This is a genomic window from Salinirubellus salinus (genome assembly GCF_025231485.1).
In the GTDB taxonomy this organism is placed as follows: Archaea; Halobacteriota; Halobacteria; order Halobacteriales; family Haloarculaceae; genus Salinirubellus; species Salinirubellus salinus.
Genome location: NZ_CP104003.1, coordinates 651,022 through 666,861 on the forward strand (window position 1 = coordinate 651,022; position 15,840 = coordinate 666,861).

Below are 15,840 nucleotides of genomic sequence, written 5' to 3' on the forward strand. Positions count from 1 at the left end.
GTCCGGAGGGAGGACTCGGCAGGAGATGAACGCGAGCCAGCCGAGCGGAGTGAAAGTGGAACTGCGGGGTCTCACTCGGCCGTGTCGGCCCACAGGGCCGCCCGGTAGTACCGGCCGTCCAAGCGGGCCGGGGCGGTCACGGTGTCGTCGTTGAGGTAGTAGACCTGTCTGCCAGAGCCGGACTGCCGGGCGACGGCCTCGACCACCGGCTCGTAGGCGTCGGCTCTCTCGTCGCGGGTACACCACTCGACCTCCTCGTCGGTAGCACGAGCGACGAGATCTCGGGCCGTCTCGGTGTCGGCCGCGGCGTCGAGGTCCGCGCTGGCTGCCACGCGGGCCGCGTCGGCACCGACGAGTCGCTCGGCCGTGTACTCGGTTTCCGGCCCGTCTTCTTCGTAGTGGACGCGGTAGTGGTCGGCCGTCTCCTGCGACCAGACGACCGTCCGCGTCCCGAGGCGCTCGGCCAGGTCGTCGTCGGCGCGGACCGGGCCGTCGAGGGCGTCCTCGACGACGTCCGCGAACTGCTGGGCGCGGACCACGCCCAGCTGGAGCGCCTCGTCCTCGGTGATGGGTGTCAGTGCGAGCGCGAGCTCGACCCCGCGACAGCCGAACAGGTAGCTCGTGGCGGAGTTACAGCCGGCGAGACCGACGCTGGCACTCGTCGCTGCGCACGCGGAGAGGAGGGCTCTGCGCTTCACGACCGAACTGCCGGCGGCCGGGGTAAGTGTCTTCTGCGTGTCGGGACCGATTCAGTTCAGCAGGTCGTTCGCGATGGTGTTGCGCAGGACCTCGCTAGTCCCCTCGTAGATCTCGTTGAGCTTCGCGTCTCGGTAGAACCGCTCGGCCGGGAAGTCCTTCGTGTAGCCGTAGCCACCGTGGATCTGGATGCCCTCGTTGGCCACCTCGCGGGAGACCTCGCTGGCGTAGAGCTTCGCCTGTGCGGCCTCCTTGATGAACTTCTCGCCGCGGATCTTCTTGTCGGCGGCGTCGTGCATCAGCAGGCGCGCGGCACGGGTCTTCGTGTCCATGTCCGCGAGCTTGTGCTGGATGGCCTGGAAGTTCGAGATGGGCTGGTCGAACTGCTCGCGCTGCTGGCTGTACTCCGTGGCGGCGTCGAGCGCGGCCTGCGCGATGCCGACCGAACGGGCGGCGATGGTGATGCGGCCGCCGTTGAGCGTCTTGAGCGCCTGGACGAAGCCGTCACCCTCCTCGCCCAGCAAGCGGTCCTCGGGGACGTAGAGGTCGTCGAAGCGGAGTTCAGCGGTGGGACAGCCCTTGTCGCCGAGCTTGTCCTCCGTGCCCTCGACGATGAAGCCGTCGTCCTCCTCGGGGCGCACGACGAACGTCGAGATGCCCTTGTTGCCCGCGTCGGGGTCGGTCTTGGCGAAGACAGTGACCGTGTCGGCAACCGAGCCGTTCGAGATCCAGAGCTTGCCGCCGTTGATGTAGTAGCCGTCGCCGTTCTTCTCGGCCGTCGTCTCCATCGCCGGGACGTCCGAGCCGGCACCCGGCTCCGAGAGCGCGAACGCGCCGATGTCCTCACCCTGCGCCAGGGGGGTGAGGTACTCCTCCTTCTGCTCGTGGCTGCCGAACTCGTAGACCATGTTGCCGGCCAGCGAGATGTGCGCGGCGACGATGGTGCCGAGGCCGCCGGAGCCACGGGAGATCTCCTCCAGCGCCATCGGGTAGGCGTGGTAGTCGAGGTCCGCACCACCGTACTCCTCCGGGAACGGCATCCCCATCAGGCCGAGTTCACCGAGTTCCTCCACGAGGTCCCACGGGAACTCGTCGTCGTGGTCGATCTCCGAGGCCACGGGGACGACCTCCTCGTCCACGAACTCGGCGACCATCTCCTTGATCTGCTTCTGCTCGGCCGTGAGGCTGAAGTCCATACCTCAGCCTTCGGCTGTTTTCACTTGACTGTTGCGAGCGAGCGACCCGACACGGCGGGCCACGCCCGCAGTGTCCCGGCGAACGGCAGCAGGAACCGCCACGAGACCCGGTCCAGGACGGTTCATTATAAGTGAACGCCCCTTCGAACGACCGACACAGTGGGGGAACACGAGTACGGTGGCGACCGGCTCTGGGTGAGTCGACTTCCCGAACGAGTGGCAGGCGGTGTGGCCCCGCCGTGGCTCCTGGCGCTGGTGGGGTACAGCGTCCTGCCGGTGGGCATCACGGTGACGCTGTGGGCGACGGCGCCGTCGCCGTGGTCGTCGACGCTCTGGGTCGCGATGGGGTTCGGCCTCCTCTTCAACGTCGTCGCCTCGGTGCTGGTGTGGTACTACGACACGACGGTCCTCCCGGGGTTCTTCGACGAGGTGCGGGAACTGGTCGTCGAGGAATCGATGGCGGACGTCGAGCGACTCGCGGCGCGGCACCAGCGGTTCTTCGCGCGCCGGTGGGCGTACACGGCCGTCCCGTGGACCGTCCTGATACTGACCACCGCGGTGCTGGCGACAGACTTCCAGCGCGCGCTGGGTGTCGCGGGCGCCGGGGACCCCGTCTACCCCATCTACCTCGCGTACTACCTCTGGGGGGGCCTCCTCACGGGCGTCGGGTTCCACGGGATGCTGACGACCGTCCGGTGCATCCGCGAGTTCACCGACGCCGTCGACCTCCGGATCGACCCCTTGCATCCCGACGGTCTCGGCGGACTGGGCGCCTTCGGCTTCCTCGCCATCCGGACCACGCTGCTGACGTCGCTCGGCGCCCTCCTGCTCCCGATGGGGTTCGAGATGGCGGCCGGCCAGCGGCTCGAATGGCTCGTCGGGTCGGCCATCCTCCTGTACACTGTCTTCATCGCCGGGACGTTCGCCTACCCGACCTTCCGGGTCCACAAGGTAGCCGACCGGCTCCGAGAGGCAGAACTGAACCGGTTACGAGCGGAGATACGGGGGCTCCCCGGCCAGCTATCCGCCGCCGGCGACGGAGACACCGCGGCGGTCGACAACCGCGAGCTGGCCGTCCAGCTCGAGATTCAGCGACTCCGACGGGAGTACAGGGAGTACGCCGACGTCAAGCTCTACCCGATGTCCGTCTCCATCCTCGCGCAACTGGTCGGCTCGGTGCTCCTCCCACTGTTCTTCCTCCTGCTCGACCTCGCGCTGTCGCGGGTCCTCTAGTCGTACTCGTAGAACCCGCGCCCCGTCTTCTTCCCGAGGTCCCCCGCCTCCACCTTCCGCTTGAGCAGGTAGGCCGGCGTGTAGCGGTCGCCGAGCTCCTCGTGGAGCGTCTTCGTCGCGTGGAGACAGACGTCGAGGCCGATGTGGTCCGCGAGCTGGAGCGGGCCCATCGGGACGTTCGTCCCCAGCGTCATCCCGCGGTCGATGTCCTCCTTGGTGGCGACACCCTCGTCGTACGCGCGGACCCCCTCGTTGATCCACGGCATCAGGATGCGGTTCGTGACGAACCCCGGCTTGTCGTCGGACTCCCACGTCTCCTTGCCGAGGTCCTCGGCGAACTCGTGTGAGAGGTTCGCCACGGCCGGGTCGGTCCGCTCGCCGACGACGATCTCCACGCCCTTCATGATGGGGACCGGGTTCATGAAGTGGAGGCCGACGACCAGTTCGGGTCGCTCGGTCGCGGCCGCGATGGTCGTGATGGAGAGCGTCGAGGTGTTCGTCGCGAGCACCACGTCTGACTCGCACACCTCGTCCAGGTCCGCGAAGATGTCCCGCTTGACGTCCATCTCCTCGACGGCCGCCTCGACCACGAGGTCGGCGGCCGCGAGGTCCTCGAGGTCGGTGGTGCCGGAGATGCGCGCTCGCACGGCGTCGGCGTCGTCCTCGGACAGCTCGTCCTTGCGGACGAACTGCGCGAGCGAGTCGTCGATGGCGTCCATCCCGCGGTCGACGAACGACTGCTCGATGTCGCGCATCACCACCTCGTAGCCCTGCTGTGCGGCGACCTGTGCGATGCCGTTGCCCATCGTGCCGGCGCCGACGACGCCGACCGTCTCGATGTCTGAGAGTCCTCGCATGTCCGAGGGTGTGACGCCCCCGGGCCTAAGCCTACCGACCAGTCCAGCCGGCAGGTCAGCGCCCGTCGTGGAACGAGGCCACCGCGCGGAACAGTTCATCGTGGCGCTTCTCGAGCGGCAGGAAGTGGGTCCCCCCCGCCACCTCGTGGTAGCCACGGGCCGCGGGGAGCGCGTCGTAGAGCCCGAGTGCGTCCTCCCGCGTGGCGGTGGGGTCGAACGACCCGCGGACGACGAACGACGGGACGGTCACCCGAGACGGGTCGTAGGGTCGCTCGTCGACGGCCGCCGCGAGGTCCACGAGGACGCCGTTCGGCGCCCGCACGGTCGGGACGTTCGCGGGGACGGACTGCCCCGACTCGTGGAGCGCGTCCCAGAAGTGCTCGAACGCGGCCGGGTCCCGGTAGGTGAACGGCTCGACGTGCCCGGGGAACTGGGCCGTCCATCGGTCGAGCGCGTCCTGTCTCGTCACCTCGCGTGCGGGGGCGGGCGGGTCGCCGAGGTCGAACCCCTCGACGAGCGACGGCGCCGGCCGGAACACCGGCGCGAACGCCGTGAACGAGGCGGCGCGCGTACTCGTCTCCGCCAGCAGGTGGCCACAGACGACCGTCCCCCACGAGTAGCCGACGAGGTGGACTCGTGACTCCGGGATGGCCGCCACCGCGGCGGCCACGTCGTCGGCCACCGTCGCGGCCCGGCAGGGTGGGGTCACGTCGCCCGCGTCGGCGTCCACCGCCACCGGCGCTTCACTGGCACCGTACCCGCGCAGGTCGACGGCGTAGGCCGCCCGCCCGCGCGCCGCGGTGTCGGCCAGCCACGAGAACGCCGGGTCGGGGTCGAACACGGCTCGGCCGGGGTAGGTCGCGCCGTGGACGAACAGCACCGCATCGTCCGGGTCCGTCTCGCCGCCCCCCGCCTCGCGGGCCCAGAGCCGTAGTCGCGTCCCGTCCGGTGCCGGCACGTCGCGGGCCACCGTCTCCGTAGCACCCGCCTCCTCGCTCGCGTCCATACCCACCGTGCGACCGAGGGGAGGTAGTGTGTTACGGGACCGTTTCGGCGTTTAGGGTCGGTAGAACTTAGTCGCCGTCAGACGCACCCCCGCCCGTATGATTCCCATCGACGACACCCCGCTGTGCCGGGACGGCAAGGTGCTCATCCTCGCGTACGACCACGGGTTGGAACACGGCCCGGTCGACTTCGACGAGGTGCCTGAGAGCGCGGACCCGGAGCGGACGTTCGAGGCGGCGACCCACCCCGCGGTCACCTCCATCGCGGTCCAGAAGGGTATCGCGGAGGCCTACTACCCCTCCTACGAGGACGACCTCGACCTCCTGATGAAGCTCAACGGCACGTCGAACCTCTGGATGGGCGAGCCGGACTCGGCCGTCAACTGCACGGTCGAACAGGCCTACGACATCGGCGCGTCGTCGGTCGGTTTTACCCTCTACGGTGGCTCGAACAACGAGATCGAGATGGCCGAGGAGTTCGCCACCGCGCAGAAGGACGCCCGCGACTACGAACTCCCGGTCGTCATGTGGTCCTACCCGCGCGGTCAGGGGCTCAAGAACGACACCGCGCCGGGCACCATCGCCTACGCGGCCCGGCTCGCGCTCGAACTCGGCGCGGACGTGGCGAAGGTGAAGTTCCCCGGTAGTCAGTCGGCGATGGAGCAGGCGGTGCGGATGGCCGGCCCGACGAAGGTGGTCATGTCCGGTGGCTCGAAGACGAGCGACCGCGCGTTCCTCGAGGACGTGAAGGAGACCATCGACGCCGGCGGCAAGGGGCTCGCCGTGGGCCGGAACGTCTGGCAGCGCGAGGACCCGACGCGCATCCTCGACGCGCTCGAACAGGTCATCTTCGAGGAGGCGAGCGTCGACGAGGCGCTCGCGGCGGCCGAGTGAGATGACCGTCGAGCGCATCGTCCGGACCGTCGCCGAGACGAGTCTGGAGGTCCGCGAGGGGCTGGCCGGTCGACGCGGCTACGAGGACGAGGAGAACCCGTCAGGCGAGAAGCAGCTCGCGGCGGACCTCTGGGCGGACGAGTTGTTCGAGGAACGACTGCTCGACATCGAGTCCGTCGCCGCCTACGCAAGCGAGGAGCGCTCGGGCGTGGTGGAGGCCGAGCGCACCTCCAACGGCGACGGCCGCTACCACGTCGCCGTGGACCCGCTCGACGGCTCCTCGAACCTCCGGACGAACAACGCGATGGGCGTCCTGCTCGGCGTCTACGACTCGCCACTCCCCGCGCGCGGTCGTGACCTCGTCGCCAGCGCGTACGTCCTGTTCGGCCCGCTGACGACGATGGTCGTCGCCGTCGACGGATCGGTCACCGAGTACGTCCTCGAACGCGACGGCAAGAGCGTGGAGATGCGCACCGTCACGGAGGAGCTCACGCTCCCCGACGAGCCGACGGTGTACGGCTTCGGCGGCCGGGTCCCGGACTGGCCCGCCGGCTTCGAGAACTACGCTCGTGAGATAGAGACCGAGCTCAAACTCCGCTACGGCGGCGCGATGATCGCCGACGTGAACCAGGTGCTCACCTACGGCGGCGTGTTCGCGTACCCCGGGCTGGAGTCGCGCCCCGAGGGGAAACTCCGCCTCCAGTTCGAGGGGAATCCCGTCGCACACATAGTCGAGACGGCTGGCGGGCGCTCCTCGGACGGCGAGCGGTCCCTGCTGGACGTGACGCCCGAGCGCATCCACCAGCGCGTGCCCGTCCACGTCGGCAACACCAGACTGATCGACCGTCTGGAAGCGACGCTCGGCAACTGAGCCGGGCGGAACCTCCCGACGCGCCGTCCCTGCCCCACTCATAGAAAACGGTTTACCGGCAACGCTTGACCCCTCGGTATGCGAATCCGTATCGACGGCGACGCCAGCGTCGAGGAGGCGTCGGCCATCGCGGAGGCCCTCGCCACGCAGGCGGGCCGGGACGTGAAGGTGTACATCGGCGACGCGGAGGAACCCGCGGCGGTGGAGGAGGCGGAACTGGAACTCCCGCTCTCTGACGACCTCGGGCCGACCGACCGGGAGGCCACCCTGCGCGAGGAGATCGACGACATCCTCCGAGGCGGCCCGGAGAAGTACGTCGAGCGACTCCCCGAGCAGAACAAACTGTTCGTCCGCGACCGCCTCGAGTTGTGGTTCGGCGAGGACGGCCTCAGGTTCGAGGACGGCAAGTTCGCCAACTTCGACGCGTGGCACGAGGACGCTCCCGATTCGGCCCCCGACGACCGACTCCCCGCCGACGGGATGATCACCGGCGCGGCGACGTTCGAGGGCCGCGACGTCCACTTCATGGCCAACGACTTCTCCGTGAAGGCCGGGTCGATGGCCAAGCGGGGCACCGAGAAGTTCCTGCGGATGCAACAGCGCGCCCTGAAGTCGGGCAAGCCAGTGCTCTACCTGATGGACTCCTCGGGCGGCCGCATCGACAAGCAGACCGAGTTCTTCGCCAACCGCGAGGGTATCGGGAAGTACTACTACAACCACTCGATGCTCTCGGGGCGGGTGCCGCAGGTCTGTGTCCTCTACGGCCCCTGTATCGCGGGGGCAGCCTACACCCCCGTCTTCGCGGACTTCACCATCATGGTCCGGGACATGAGCGCGATGGCCATCGCCTCTCCAAGGATGGTTGAGATGGTCACGGGCGAGCAGATCGACATGCAGGACCTCGGCGGGCCGGACATGCACGCTCGCGAGTCGGGGAGTGCCGACCTCGTAGCCGACGACGAGGAGCACGCCCGCGAACTCGTCGCGGACCTGATGACGTACCTCCCGGACAACGCCGACGAGAAGCCGCCGCGCTCGGACCCGAAGCCGCCAACGCGCTCGCCGGAGGGTATCGACTCGGTCGTCCCGCAGGAGCCGAACCGTGGCTACGACATGCGCGACCTGATCGAGCGCGTGGTCGACCACGACTCGATGTTCGAACTCCAGCCCGAGTACGGCAAGGAGATACTCACCCTGTTCGCCCGTATCGACGGCCGCCCCGTCGGTATCATCGCCAACCAGCCCGACGAGCGGGCCGGCGCCATCTTCCCCGACAGCGCGGAGAAGGCCGCCCAGTTCGCGTGGAAGTGTGACGCGTTCGACGTCCCACTGCTCTACCTCTGTGACACGCCCGGCTTCATGGCCGGCTCGCAGGTCGAGAAGGAGGCCATCCTGGAGAAGGGGAAGAAGATGATCTACGCCACGAGCGAGGCCACCGTCCCGAAACAGTGCGTCGTCGTCCGCAAGGCGTACGGCGCCGGTATCTACGCGATGTCCGGGCCGGCCTACGACCCGGACTCGACCATCGCACTCCCGTCCGGTGAGATCGGTATCATGGGTCCCGAAGCGGCCATCAACGCCGTCTACGCGAACAAGCTCGCCGCGGTCGACGACCCCGAGGAACGCGCGGAGATGGAACAGCGCCTCCGCGAGGAGTACCGCGAGGACATCGACGTCAAACGGATGGCGAGCGAGGTGGTCATCGACGAGATCGTGCCACCCTCGGAACTGCGCGACGAGCTGAACAACCGCTTCACGTTCTACGAGGGCGTGGAGAAACAGCGGCCGAGCAAGAAGCACGGCACGATCCTCTGAGACCAAACTGTTCCGCTCGGGTCGGCTTCGCCGACCGCTCGCGCAGAACTTTGGATCCAAAAAAAGCGGCCCTCGCTCCGCTCGGGCCTGGGCGGTCCGCTGACCAGACCGCACCTTCTACCGCCGCACCGCCTCCACGAACACCGCCCACGCGAGCATCGCGAGGCCGACGTCGCGGGCTTAGCACGTCCCCGAACTGGCCGGTCGTGACCCAGACGACGGTGAGGTAGCCGATGGTGGCCGTCAGCGACGCCGCGGCCACGAGGGACGCGAACGCCGTGTAGCGGTCGACGAGGAGCGCGAGGCCGAACGCGAGTTCGAGCCAGCCGTTGAGCAGCATGAAGTCGACGGGCGAGAGCAGGATGAACGGCTCCAGCCACGGGACGACATAGAGCGCCCACGCGGCCGGGTCGAGCAGTTTGTGGACGCCAGCGACGAGCACCATCGCGCCGAGGCCGACGCGTGCGATGGTGGCGGCGTCCGGGACCCGCGCCACCGCCGGGCGAGTGACACGACGGAGTCGCTGTTCCATGCGTGGTGTACGGAGGAGTCGCGCAAGAAGCGTCCGGTCGGGACTCAGGTCCGCAGGCGTCCAACGTGAGTGTCGACGACCCGACGGAGTGCCCGCACCTCGTCGAGGACGGCCTCCCACTGCTCGACCGTGCCCGGGACGGGGTCGGCCGCGAGCGCGACGCGCCGGTCCACCAGTGCCCGGACCTCGCGGGGGTCCTCGATGCGGACGAACTGGACCGCGGCCTCACCCCCTGCTGACTCGAACGAGGCCGTCCCGTACCCGAAGATGCCGCCGGTCACGCTCTGGCTGTAAGCCGAGTTCTGCACTCGGTCGAGCCCCATCCGGCGGACCCGTCGGGAGAGGATGCCCGACCGGGCGTAGAGCGCCCGGTCGCTGACCGCGTAGGTGGTCCGGCGGACGTCGAGGACGCCGTAGACCGGCGTCAGGACACCGGCGAGGACGAGCAACGCGCCCACCGCGCGGCCGACCGACCCGACGTCTTGGACACCGCCGAGCATCGCGCCGCCGGTGACGACGAGCGCGAAGCCGCCGACAAACGCCGGAATCGCCGCCGACAGCCGTGGGCTGCCGCTCCAGAGCAGCTCCTCGCTCGCCTCCAGCAGGAGGTCCTCGGTGTCGCTCACGGTTCGTCCTCGGCAGGTGGCCCCGTCTCGGTCGACTCACCCTCCACGGCGGCGCGGATGGCCCGGAGTTCGGTCACGATGTCGTCGAGGACGGCCGCCTTGTCCCGGTCTGTCCCCTCACCAGTGTCCCGTCCCGAGCGGATGCGCTCGTTGATGCGCCGCTGGAGCGCCTGCGGGTCCTCGACGTTGGCGAAACTCATCTCGATGCCGGTGCCGCCCGCGGTGCTCACGTCGACGGTGCCGTAGCCGAACTGGGCCCCGAAGAACGACTGGCGGTAGGAGGTGTCCTGCACCTTGTCGAACTCGATGCGCTGGACGTTCCGCGAGAGGATGCCCGTCTTCCGGTAGAGCGCTGTGGTCGTCACGACGTAGTTCGTGTTCTTGTACGAGAGGTAGGAGCCGACGAGGATGGGGATGCCCACCAGCACGAACGCGAGGGGGATGCCGACGACGAACGCGGGGACGAGCGAGAGCTCGTGGGGCGTATCAGCCCACACGACCTCCTCGTCCTCGTCGAGGGTGAGCCAGTCGAACGACGCGGGGTCGGTCTCGTCGACGGCACCGCCGACCGTCTCCGTGGAGGGTGTCATGTTCGACTCCTCAGCGCCGGGCGGCAAAACCCTTCCCCGCGTCGGCCGCCCTCCACCCACCAGACGAGCCACAGCCGCGTGTCACGCGTCGCGTTTGAGTGAGAGCGCGGTCCGGTCGAACTCACAGACGAGCGTCTCGTCGGTCTCGCCGTCACCGCGGTTCACGGCGAACGCCTCGACGTGCATCGTCACGATGCCGCGTTCCCCGTCGCTCGTCTCGCGTTTATCGGTCACCGTCGACTGCGCCCGGATGGTGTCGCCGTGGAACGTCGGGTTCGGATGTTCTACCTCGTCGTACGAGAGGTTGGCGACGATGGTGCCGTCGGTGGTGTCCGGGATGGTGAGCCCGACCGCGAGCGCCATCGTGTAGAGCCCGTTGACGAGTCGCTCGCCGAACTGCGTCTCGCTGGCGAACTCCGCGTCGAGGTGCAACGGCTGCTGGTTCATGGTCGTGTCGCAGAACGTCTGGTTGTCCGACTCGCTGACCGTCCGGCGCTTCTCGTGTTCGATGGTCTCGCCGACCTCGAACTCCTCGTAGTAGAGCCCAGTCACGCCCGTCGGGTCGACGGAGGGCGAGAAAAGCGTACCGGGGACTCGAGCGACAGAACACCCAAGTCTCGTGCGGGCGAGGCGAACCCATGGCACGACGAAGCCTGCTGTTCTCCCCCGCGGACCGCCCGGAACTCCTGCGCAAGGGACCCGACTCCGGTGCCGACGTGGTCTGTTCCGACCTCGAGGACGCTGTCGCCCCCGAGCGCAAGCCGGCGGCCCGCGAGGGGCTGGTCGACCTGCTCTCCGACCCGTCGTTCGACCCCGACTGCGAGGTCTGCGTCCGCATCAACAGTGACCGGGAGTCGGCCGAGGCCGACCTCGAAGCCCTGCTCGGCGCCGACGCCGACCTCCGCCTGGACTCGCTGATGGTCCCGAAGGCCGAGTCCGCCGCGGCGATCGAGGCGCTCGCCGAGGCAATCGCCCGCTGGGACGTCGACCTGCCACTCCTCGCCATCTGCGAGTCCGCCGCCGGCGTCCTGCACGCCGAGGAGATAGCCGCCGCCGACCCGGTCGACTGCCTCCTGTTCGGCGCGGAGGACCTCTCGGCCGACGTCGGCGCGACGCGGACGCGCGAGGGGACCGAGGTGCTCTACGCCCGTGAGAAGGTCGTCACCGCCGCCGCAGCCGCCGGTGTGGACGCCATCGACACGCTCGTCACCGACTTCGAGGCCACCGATCACCTCCGCGAGGACACCCGGTTCGGCCTCCAGCTGGGCTACGACGGGAAGATGTGCATCCACCCCGCGCAGGTGTCCGTCGTCAACGAGGCCTTCACGCCCGACGCCGAACGGGTCGCGTGGGCCCGCCGCGTCCTCGAGGCGAACGCCGAGGCCGAAGCCGAGGGTCGGGGCGTGTTCCAGGTCGACGGGGAGATGATAGACGCCCCCCTGGTCGCACAAGCCGAACGGGTTCGTGAGCGGGCGGCGGCGGCGGGGGTCTGGGACTGACGGGCGTCGGGCCGCCGTGGCATTAATATTCCTTTAATTCTGCGATATGATATGTAGTCCGTCACCCTTAAGCGGCGAGTCCGCGAGGGGTGGGCTATGACAGACGAAGCGAACCCCTTCGAGTCCCTGCAGGAGCAACTCGACGACGCTGCGGCGTACGTCGACGTATCCCCGGACGTGCTGGAGCGACTGAAGAACCCCGAACGCGTGCTCGAGACCAACCTCTCCATCGAGATGGACGACGGGAACCTCCGGACGTTCCGCGCCTTCCGCTCGCAGTTCAACGGCGACCGCGGCCCGTACAAGGGCGGTATCCGCTATCACCCCGGTGTCACCCGTGACGAGGTGAAGGCGCTCTCGGGATGGATGGTCTACAAGTGCGCCGTCGTAGACATCCCCTACGGCGGTGGCAAGGGCGGTATCGCCGTCGACCCCCGCGAGCTCTCCGACGGCGAACTGGAGCGACTCACTCGCGCGTTCGCGAAGGAACTCCGACCCATCATCGGCGAGGACAAGGACATCCCCGCCCCCGACGTGAACACCGGCCAGCGCGAGATGAACTGGATCAAGGACACCTACGAGAAGCTCGAGAACACCACCGCCCCCGGCGTCATCACCGGGAAGGCGCTCGAGTCGGGCGGCAGCGAGGGCCGCGTCGAGGCCACGGGCCGCTCGACGATGCTCACCGCCCGCGAGGCGTTCGACTACCTCGGCAAGCGCATCGAGGGAGCCAGCGTCGCCGTCCAGGGCTACGGCAACGCCGGCAGCGTCGCCGCCCGCCTGCTCGAGTCACAGCTCGGTGCGAACGTCGTCGCCGTGTCGGACTCCTCGGGAGCCATCTACCACCCCGGTGGGCTGGACGCCGCCGCCGTCCGCAGTTACAAGGACGAGACCGGCTCCGTAACCGGCTACAGCGGCGCGAAGAGGGAACTCACGAACGAGGAACTGCTCACGCTCGACGTGGACCTCCTCATCCCCGCGGCGCTGGAGAACGCCATCGACGGCGAACTCGCCCGTGACGTGCAGGCCGACATCGTCGTCGAGGCCGCCAACGGGCCACTCACCCCCGACGCCGACGACGTGCTGACCGAACGCGACGTGCAGGTCTTCCCCGACATCCTCGCCAACGCCGGCGGCGTCACCGTCTCGTACTTCGAGTGGGTCCAGAACCGACAGCGGTTCTACTGGCCCGAGTCCCGCGTGAACGAGGAACTCGAGCGGCACATCGTCGACGCGTTCGACGGCCTCGTCCGGGCCTACGAGAACCACAACCTGCCGAACTTCCGGATGGCCGCGTACGTGGTGGCGATAGAGCGGGTGGTGAAGGCGTACCGGGAGGGCGGGACCTGGCCCTGAACGTTTTTCAGCTCGGGTTCGCGCCGGAGACGGGAACCGCTCGCGCAAAACCGTCCCCAGAAATCGAAGATTTCTGATGGACCGTCCCCGGAACGGCGGAACCGTTCCGGTGTGCATGGAAGACTCTTCGCGTCTTCCATACTGCAGGAGAGCTCCGCTCTCCCGAACATTCACGAAGGAGGCGCTCCTCGCTCCGCTCGGCGCGGGTGGGTGTGCTGACCGCACCGCTCCGCACCGCCGCTGCGCTCAGTTCTGGTCGTTCACCACGTCCGCTAGCACGCCCACCACCTGCGGGAGCGTCTCTGCCGGTGGTGTCGCCGGGTCCACCCAGTCGTACCCCGTCACGCCCTCCCGGCCGTTCGGCGTGGGCTCGTCTAGCAGCCACGTCTCGTAGATGGTGTAGGTGGAGACGACGCCCGGCTTCGACCGGTGGGCGTACTGGAAGCTCCCCCACGCGTCGGCGACGACGGAGTCACAGCCGAGTTCCTCGACGAGTTCACGCTGGAGTCCGCCGCGCAACGACTCGCTCGGCTCGACACCACCGCCGGGGAGCGTCCAGAACGGGGAGCCGTCGGCGTGGCGCTCCCGGACGAGCAGGACCCGGTCGCCGGTGCGGACGAGGGCTTTCGCCCCGCGCCGTTGCCCGGCGGAGACCGGTCCCGCCCCGGGACCGACGAACCCCTGTGGAGTGAACGACCTGTCAGCCATACCTTGCACGTACTGCGTACCCGATAGTAAGTAGACACCGGGTAATCGGTGCCGAAGCCTCGTTAACACCACCTTACGGACGCCCTCCCCGGTTGGCGCGTCGGGACCCGAACCCCTTAAGCGACTCACGCACGCCTCCTCGGCCATGAAGGCCACCGCTCGCGCCCACCCCATCCAGGGACTCGTCAAGTACCACGGGATGCGTGACGAGGAACTCCGACTGCCGTACCACGACTCCATCAGCCTCTGTACCGCGCCGTCCGCCTCGACCACCACCGTCGAGTTCGGCGCGGTGGACGAGGACGTCGTCGTCATCGACGGCGAGACGGTCGACGGCCGGGGCCTCGAGCGCGTCCTCCACGTCGTCGACCACGTCCGCGACCTCGCGGGCATCGACGACGCCGTCAGGTTCGAGAGCGAGTCGAACTTCCCGACCAACATCGGCTTCGGCTCCTCGTCCTCCGGGTTCGCCGCGGCCGCCGTCGCCGCCTGCGAGGCCGCCGGCCTCGACCTGACCCACGAGGAGATGTCGGCCATCGCCCGCCGTGGCTCCTCCTCGGCCGCCCGTGCCGTGACGGGCGCGTTCTCCCACCTCCGGACCGGGCTCAACGACGAGGACTGTCGCTCCGAGCGCATCCCCGTCCCCGACGAGTTCGAGGAGGACCTCCGCATCGTCGCCTGCGAGATCCCCGCGTTCAAACACACCGAGGAGGCCCACAAGGAGGCCGCGGAGAGCCACATGTTCGAGGCACGGCTGGCACACATCCACGGCCAGATCGCCGAGATGCGCGACGGCCTCCGCCGTGCGGACTTCGACGACGTGTACGGGCTCGCCGAGGAGGACTCGCTCTCGCTGGCCGCGACGACGATGACCGGCCCCGCCGCGTGGGTCTACTGGAAGCCCGAGACGCTGGAGGTGTTCGAGACGGTCCGCGAACTCCGCCGCGAGGCGGACGTCCCGGTCTACTTCTCCGTCGACACCGGCGCGAGCGTCTACCTCAACACCACGCGCGACGCCGTCGACGAGGTCCAGGCGGCCATCGAGGACCTCGGCATCGAGACGCGCGTCTGGAGATTGGGCGGCCCGGCCCGCGTCCTCGACGAGTCCGAGGCACTGTTCTGAGGTGCAGCGCTCGTTCGAGCGCACGCCAAGTGAGCCGCCATAGCCGCACGTGACGTAGATGTCGCCACTATCGTGAGTTCCGTCTCAGACACCCGATACGGCCCCGAACTGCCCGGTGACGACGCGGGACGGGCCCGGACCGGCCGCGGCCGCGTCCGCGCCCTCTTCGTGGCCGTCCTCCTGACCGCCGTCGGTCTCGGCGCCGGTACCCTGCTGGGTGCCGTCCCGGTGGTCGTCGAGGTGGTCCGTTCCGGTACCGCAGAGTTCGGCGTGGGCCTCCTCGTGACCAGCCTCGTGTTCACGATGCTCGGCTACGCGCTCGTGGGCGGGCTGTACGCCCGCCGCTACCTCCGTGTCGAGGTCCGCGTCCCGACGAGACGTGACCTCCTCTGGACCGTCGCGGGCCTGTTCGGCACGCTCGCTGCCATCACCATCCTCGGGCTCGCCGCGTTCAGCCTCGGCCTGCAGGGCGCCCCGAACAGCGTCGGCGTCGCCGGACAGGAGGCACCCGTCTTCCTCCTCGCCGTCGCCGTCCTCTCCATCCTGCTCGTCGGTCCCGCCGAGGAACTCCTCTTCCGCGGGGCCATCCAGGGACGACTCCGCGAGTCGTTCGGCCCGGTCGGCGCCATCCTCGGCGCGAGCATCCTGTTCGGGAGCATCCACCTCGTCGCCGTCGTCGGGACGCTCGGCGAGTCGCTGGTCTCCGTCGGCCTCATCACCGTCGTCTCGCTCGTGCTGGGGTACGTCTACGAGCGCACCCGGAACGTCGTCGTCCCCGCGCTCGTCCACGGGTTCTACAACGCGACGTTGCTGACACTGTCGTACCTCGCGCTCTGAGGT

The 15,840-nt window shown here is 68.8% G+C and carries 16 protein-coding genes and 1 pseudogene; 8 read left to right on the top strand and 9 right to left on the bottom strand.

The window, feature by feature from the left end:
• Positions 1-71 precede the first annotated feature (71 nt).
• Both N0B31_RS03620 and N0B31_RS03625 read right to left on the bottom strand, forming a co-directional pair.
• On the bottom strand, positions 72-698 hold the full coding sequence (locus N0B31_RS03620) for a hypothetical protein (RefSeq protein WP_260594478.1): 627 nt from the start codon (positions 696-698) through the stop codon (positions 72-74).
• A 51-nt stretch (positions 699-749) separates the two neighbouring features.
• Positions 750-1,892, bottom strand: coding sequence for an acyl-CoA dehydrogenase (locus N0B31_RS03625; protein ID WP_260594479.1), 1,143 nt, complete (start codon positions 1,890-1,892; stop codon positions 750-752).
• Positions 1,893-2,120: 228 nt separating this feature from the next.
• Between N0B31_RS03625 and N0B31_RS03630 the strand changes: the two genes are divergently transcribed.
• Positions 2,121-3,125, top strand: a complete 1,005-nt coding sequence (locus N0B31_RS03630) for a hypothetical protein (RefSeq protein WP_260594480.1) — start codon at positions 2,121-2,123, stop codon at positions 3,123-3,125.
• Here the strand turns inward: N0B31_RS03630 and N0B31_RS03635 are convergent.
• Both N0B31_RS03635 and N0B31_RS03640 read right to left on the bottom strand, forming a co-directional pair.
• On the bottom strand, positions 3,122-3,982 hold the full coding sequence (locus tag N0B31_RS03635; RefSeq protein WP_260594481.1) for a 3-hydroxyacyl-CoA dehydrogenase family protein: 861 nt from the start codon (positions 3,980-3,982) through the stop codon (positions 3,122-3,124). The genes N0B31_RS03630 and N0B31_RS03635 overlap by 4 nt on opposite strands.
• A gap of 55 nt (positions 3,983-4,037) precedes the next feature.
• Positions 4,038-4,988 (bottom strand): alpha/beta hydrolase, encoded by a 951-nt coding sequence (locus N0B31_RS03640; RefSeq protein WP_260594482.1) that lies wholly within the window; start codon positions 4,986-4,988, stop codon positions 4,038-4,040.
• A gap of 97 nt (positions 4,989-5,085) precedes the next feature.
• On the opposite strand from N0B31_RS03640, the gene N0B31_RS03645 reads away from it, so the two are divergent.
• The 3 genes from N0B31_RS03645 to N0B31_RS03655 all read left to right on the top strand — a co-directional run bounded on the left by N0B31_RS03645 (position 5,086) and on the right by N0B31_RS03655 (position 8,566).
• A complete protein-coding gene (locus N0B31_RS03645) occupies positions 5,086-5,880 on the top strand; it encodes a class I fructose-bisphosphate aldolase (protein WP_260594483.1) in 795 nt (264 codons plus the stop codon).
• Between the two features lies 1 nt (position 5,881).
• Positions 5,882-6,751, top strand: a complete 870-nt coding sequence (locus N0B31_RS03650; RefSeq protein ID WP_260594484.1) for a class 1 fructose-bisphosphatase — start codon at positions 5,882-5,884, stop codon at positions 6,749-6,751.
• 78 nt (positions 6,752-6,829) lie between these two features.
• The gene (locus tag N0B31_RS03655) at positions 6,830-8,566 is read left to right on the top strand and encodes an acyl-CoA carboxylase subunit beta (protein WP_260594485.1); all 1,737 of its coding nucleotides are present in this window, start codon (positions 6,830-6,832) and stop codon (positions 8,564-8,566) included.
• 117 nt (positions 8,567-8,683) lie between these two features.
• On the opposite strand, the pseudogene N0B31_RS03660 reads toward N0B31_RS03655, so the two are convergent.
• The 4 genes and pseudogenes from N0B31_RS03660 to N0B31_RS03675 form a co-directional block, all read right to left on the bottom strand.
• Positions 8,684-9,098 (bottom strand): annotated as a pseudogene (locus N0B31_RS03660) (DoxX family membrane protein).
• Positions 9,099-9,142: 44 nt separating this feature from the next.
• Positions 9,143-9,724 (bottom strand): PH domain-containing protein, encoded by a 582-nt coding sequence (locus tag N0B31_RS03665; RefSeq protein WP_260594487.1) that lies wholly within the window; start codon positions 9,722-9,724, stop codon positions 9,143-9,145.
• Positions 9,721-10,314: a PH domain-containing protein gene (locus N0B31_RS03670; protein WP_260594488.1), complete on the bottom strand. Its 594-nt coding sequence runs from the start codon at positions 10,312-10,314 to the stop codon at positions 9,721-9,723. Before N0B31_RS03670 ends, N0B31_RS03665 begins: the two co-directional genes overlap by 4 nt.
• An 81-nt stretch (positions 10,315-10,395) precedes the next feature.
• Positions 10,396-10,866, bottom strand: a complete 471-nt coding sequence (locus tag N0B31_RS03675; RefSeq protein ID WP_260594489.1) for a MaoC family dehydratase — start codon at positions 10,864-10,866, stop codon at positions 10,396-10,398.
• 86 nt (positions 10,867-10,952) lie between these two features.
• Between N0B31_RS03675 and N0B31_RS03680 the strand changes: the two genes are divergently transcribed.
• Positions 10,953-11,813, top strand: a complete 861-nt coding sequence (locus N0B31_RS03680) for an HpcH/HpaI aldolase/citrate lyase family protein (protein ID WP_260594490.1) — start codon at positions 10,953-10,955, stop codon at positions 11,811-11,813.
• A 96-nt stretch (positions 11,814-11,909) separates the two neighbouring features.
• Positions 11,910-13,169, top strand: coding sequence for a Glu/Leu/Phe/Val family dehydrogenase (locus N0B31_RS03685; RefSeq protein ID WP_260594491.1), 1,260 nt, complete (start codon positions 11,910-11,912; stop codon positions 13,167-13,169).
• 246 nt (positions 13,170-13,415) lie between these two features.
• On the opposite strand, the gene N0B31_RS03690 is transcribed toward N0B31_RS03685, so the two are convergent.
• Positions 13,416-13,877 carry an NUDIX hydrolase gene (locus tag N0B31_RS03690; RefSeq protein WP_260594492.1) on the bottom strand — a complete coding sequence of 154 codons (462 nt, stop codon included), beginning with the start codon at positions 13,875-13,877 and terminating at the stop codon, positions 13,416-13,418.
• A 145-nt stretch (positions 13,878-14,022) separates the two neighbouring features.
• Here N0B31_RS03690 and mvaD point away from each other — a divergent pair, with 145 nt between their 5' ends.
• Together mvaD and N0B31_RS03700 are read left to right on the top strand one after the other, a co-directional pair.
• Entirely contained in the window at positions 14,023-15,000 is a 978-nt protein-coding gene (gene mvaD / locus N0B31_RS03695) for a phosphomevalonate decarboxylase MvaD (protein WP_260594493.1), read from the top strand.
• 72 nt (positions 15,001-15,072) lie between these two features.
• Entirely contained in the window at positions 15,073-15,837 is a 765-nt protein-coding gene (locus tag N0B31_RS03700; protein WP_260594494.1) for a CPBP family intramembrane glutamic endopeptidase, read from the top strand.
• Positions 15,838-15,840: the final 3 nt, after the last annotated feature.

Coding starts and splice junctions, on each gene's coding strand:
- N0B31_RS03640 (WP_260594482.1), bottom strand. CDS start 4,988: ATGGACGCGAGCGAGGAGGCGGGTGCTACGGAGACGGTGGCCCGCGAC.
- mvaD (WP_260594493.1), top strand. CDS start 14,023: ATGAAGGCCACCGCTCGCGCCCACCCCATCCAGGGACTCGTCAAGTAC.
- N0B31_RS03635 (WP_260594481.1), bottom strand. CDS start 3,982: ATGCGAGGACTCTCAGACATCGAGACGGTCGGCGTCGTCGGCGCCGGC.
- N0B31_RS03680 (WP_260594490.1), top strand. CDS start 10,953: ATGGCACGACGAAGCCTGCTGTTCTCCCCCGCGGACCGCCCGGAACTC.
- N0B31_RS03670 (WP_260594488.1), bottom strand. CDS start 10,314: ATGACACCCTCCACGGAGACGGTCGGCGGTGCCGTCGACGAGACCGAC.
- N0B31_RS03690 (WP_260594492.1), bottom strand. CDS start 13,877: ATGGCTGACAGGTCGTTCACTCCACAGGGGTTCGTCGGTCCCGGGGCG.
- N0B31_RS03655 (WP_260594485.1), top strand. CDS start 6,830: ATGCGAATCCGTATCGACGGCGACGCCAGCGTCGAGGAGGCGTCGGCC.
- N0B31_RS03685 (WP_260594491.1), top strand. CDS start 11,910: ATGACAGACGAAGCGAACCCCTTCGAGTCCCTGCAGGAGCAACTCGAC.
- N0B31_RS03650 (WP_260594484.1), top strand. CDS start 5,882: ATGACCGTCGAGCGCATCGTCCGGACCGTCGCCGAGACGAGTCTGGAG.
- N0B31_RS03645 (WP_260594483.1), top strand. CDS start 5,086: ATGATTCCCATCGACGACACCCCGCTGTGCCGGGACGGCAAGGTGCTC.
- N0B31_RS03625 (WP_260594479.1), bottom strand. CDS start 1,892: ATGGACTTCAGCCTCACGGCCGAGCAGAAGCAGATCAAGGAGATGGTC.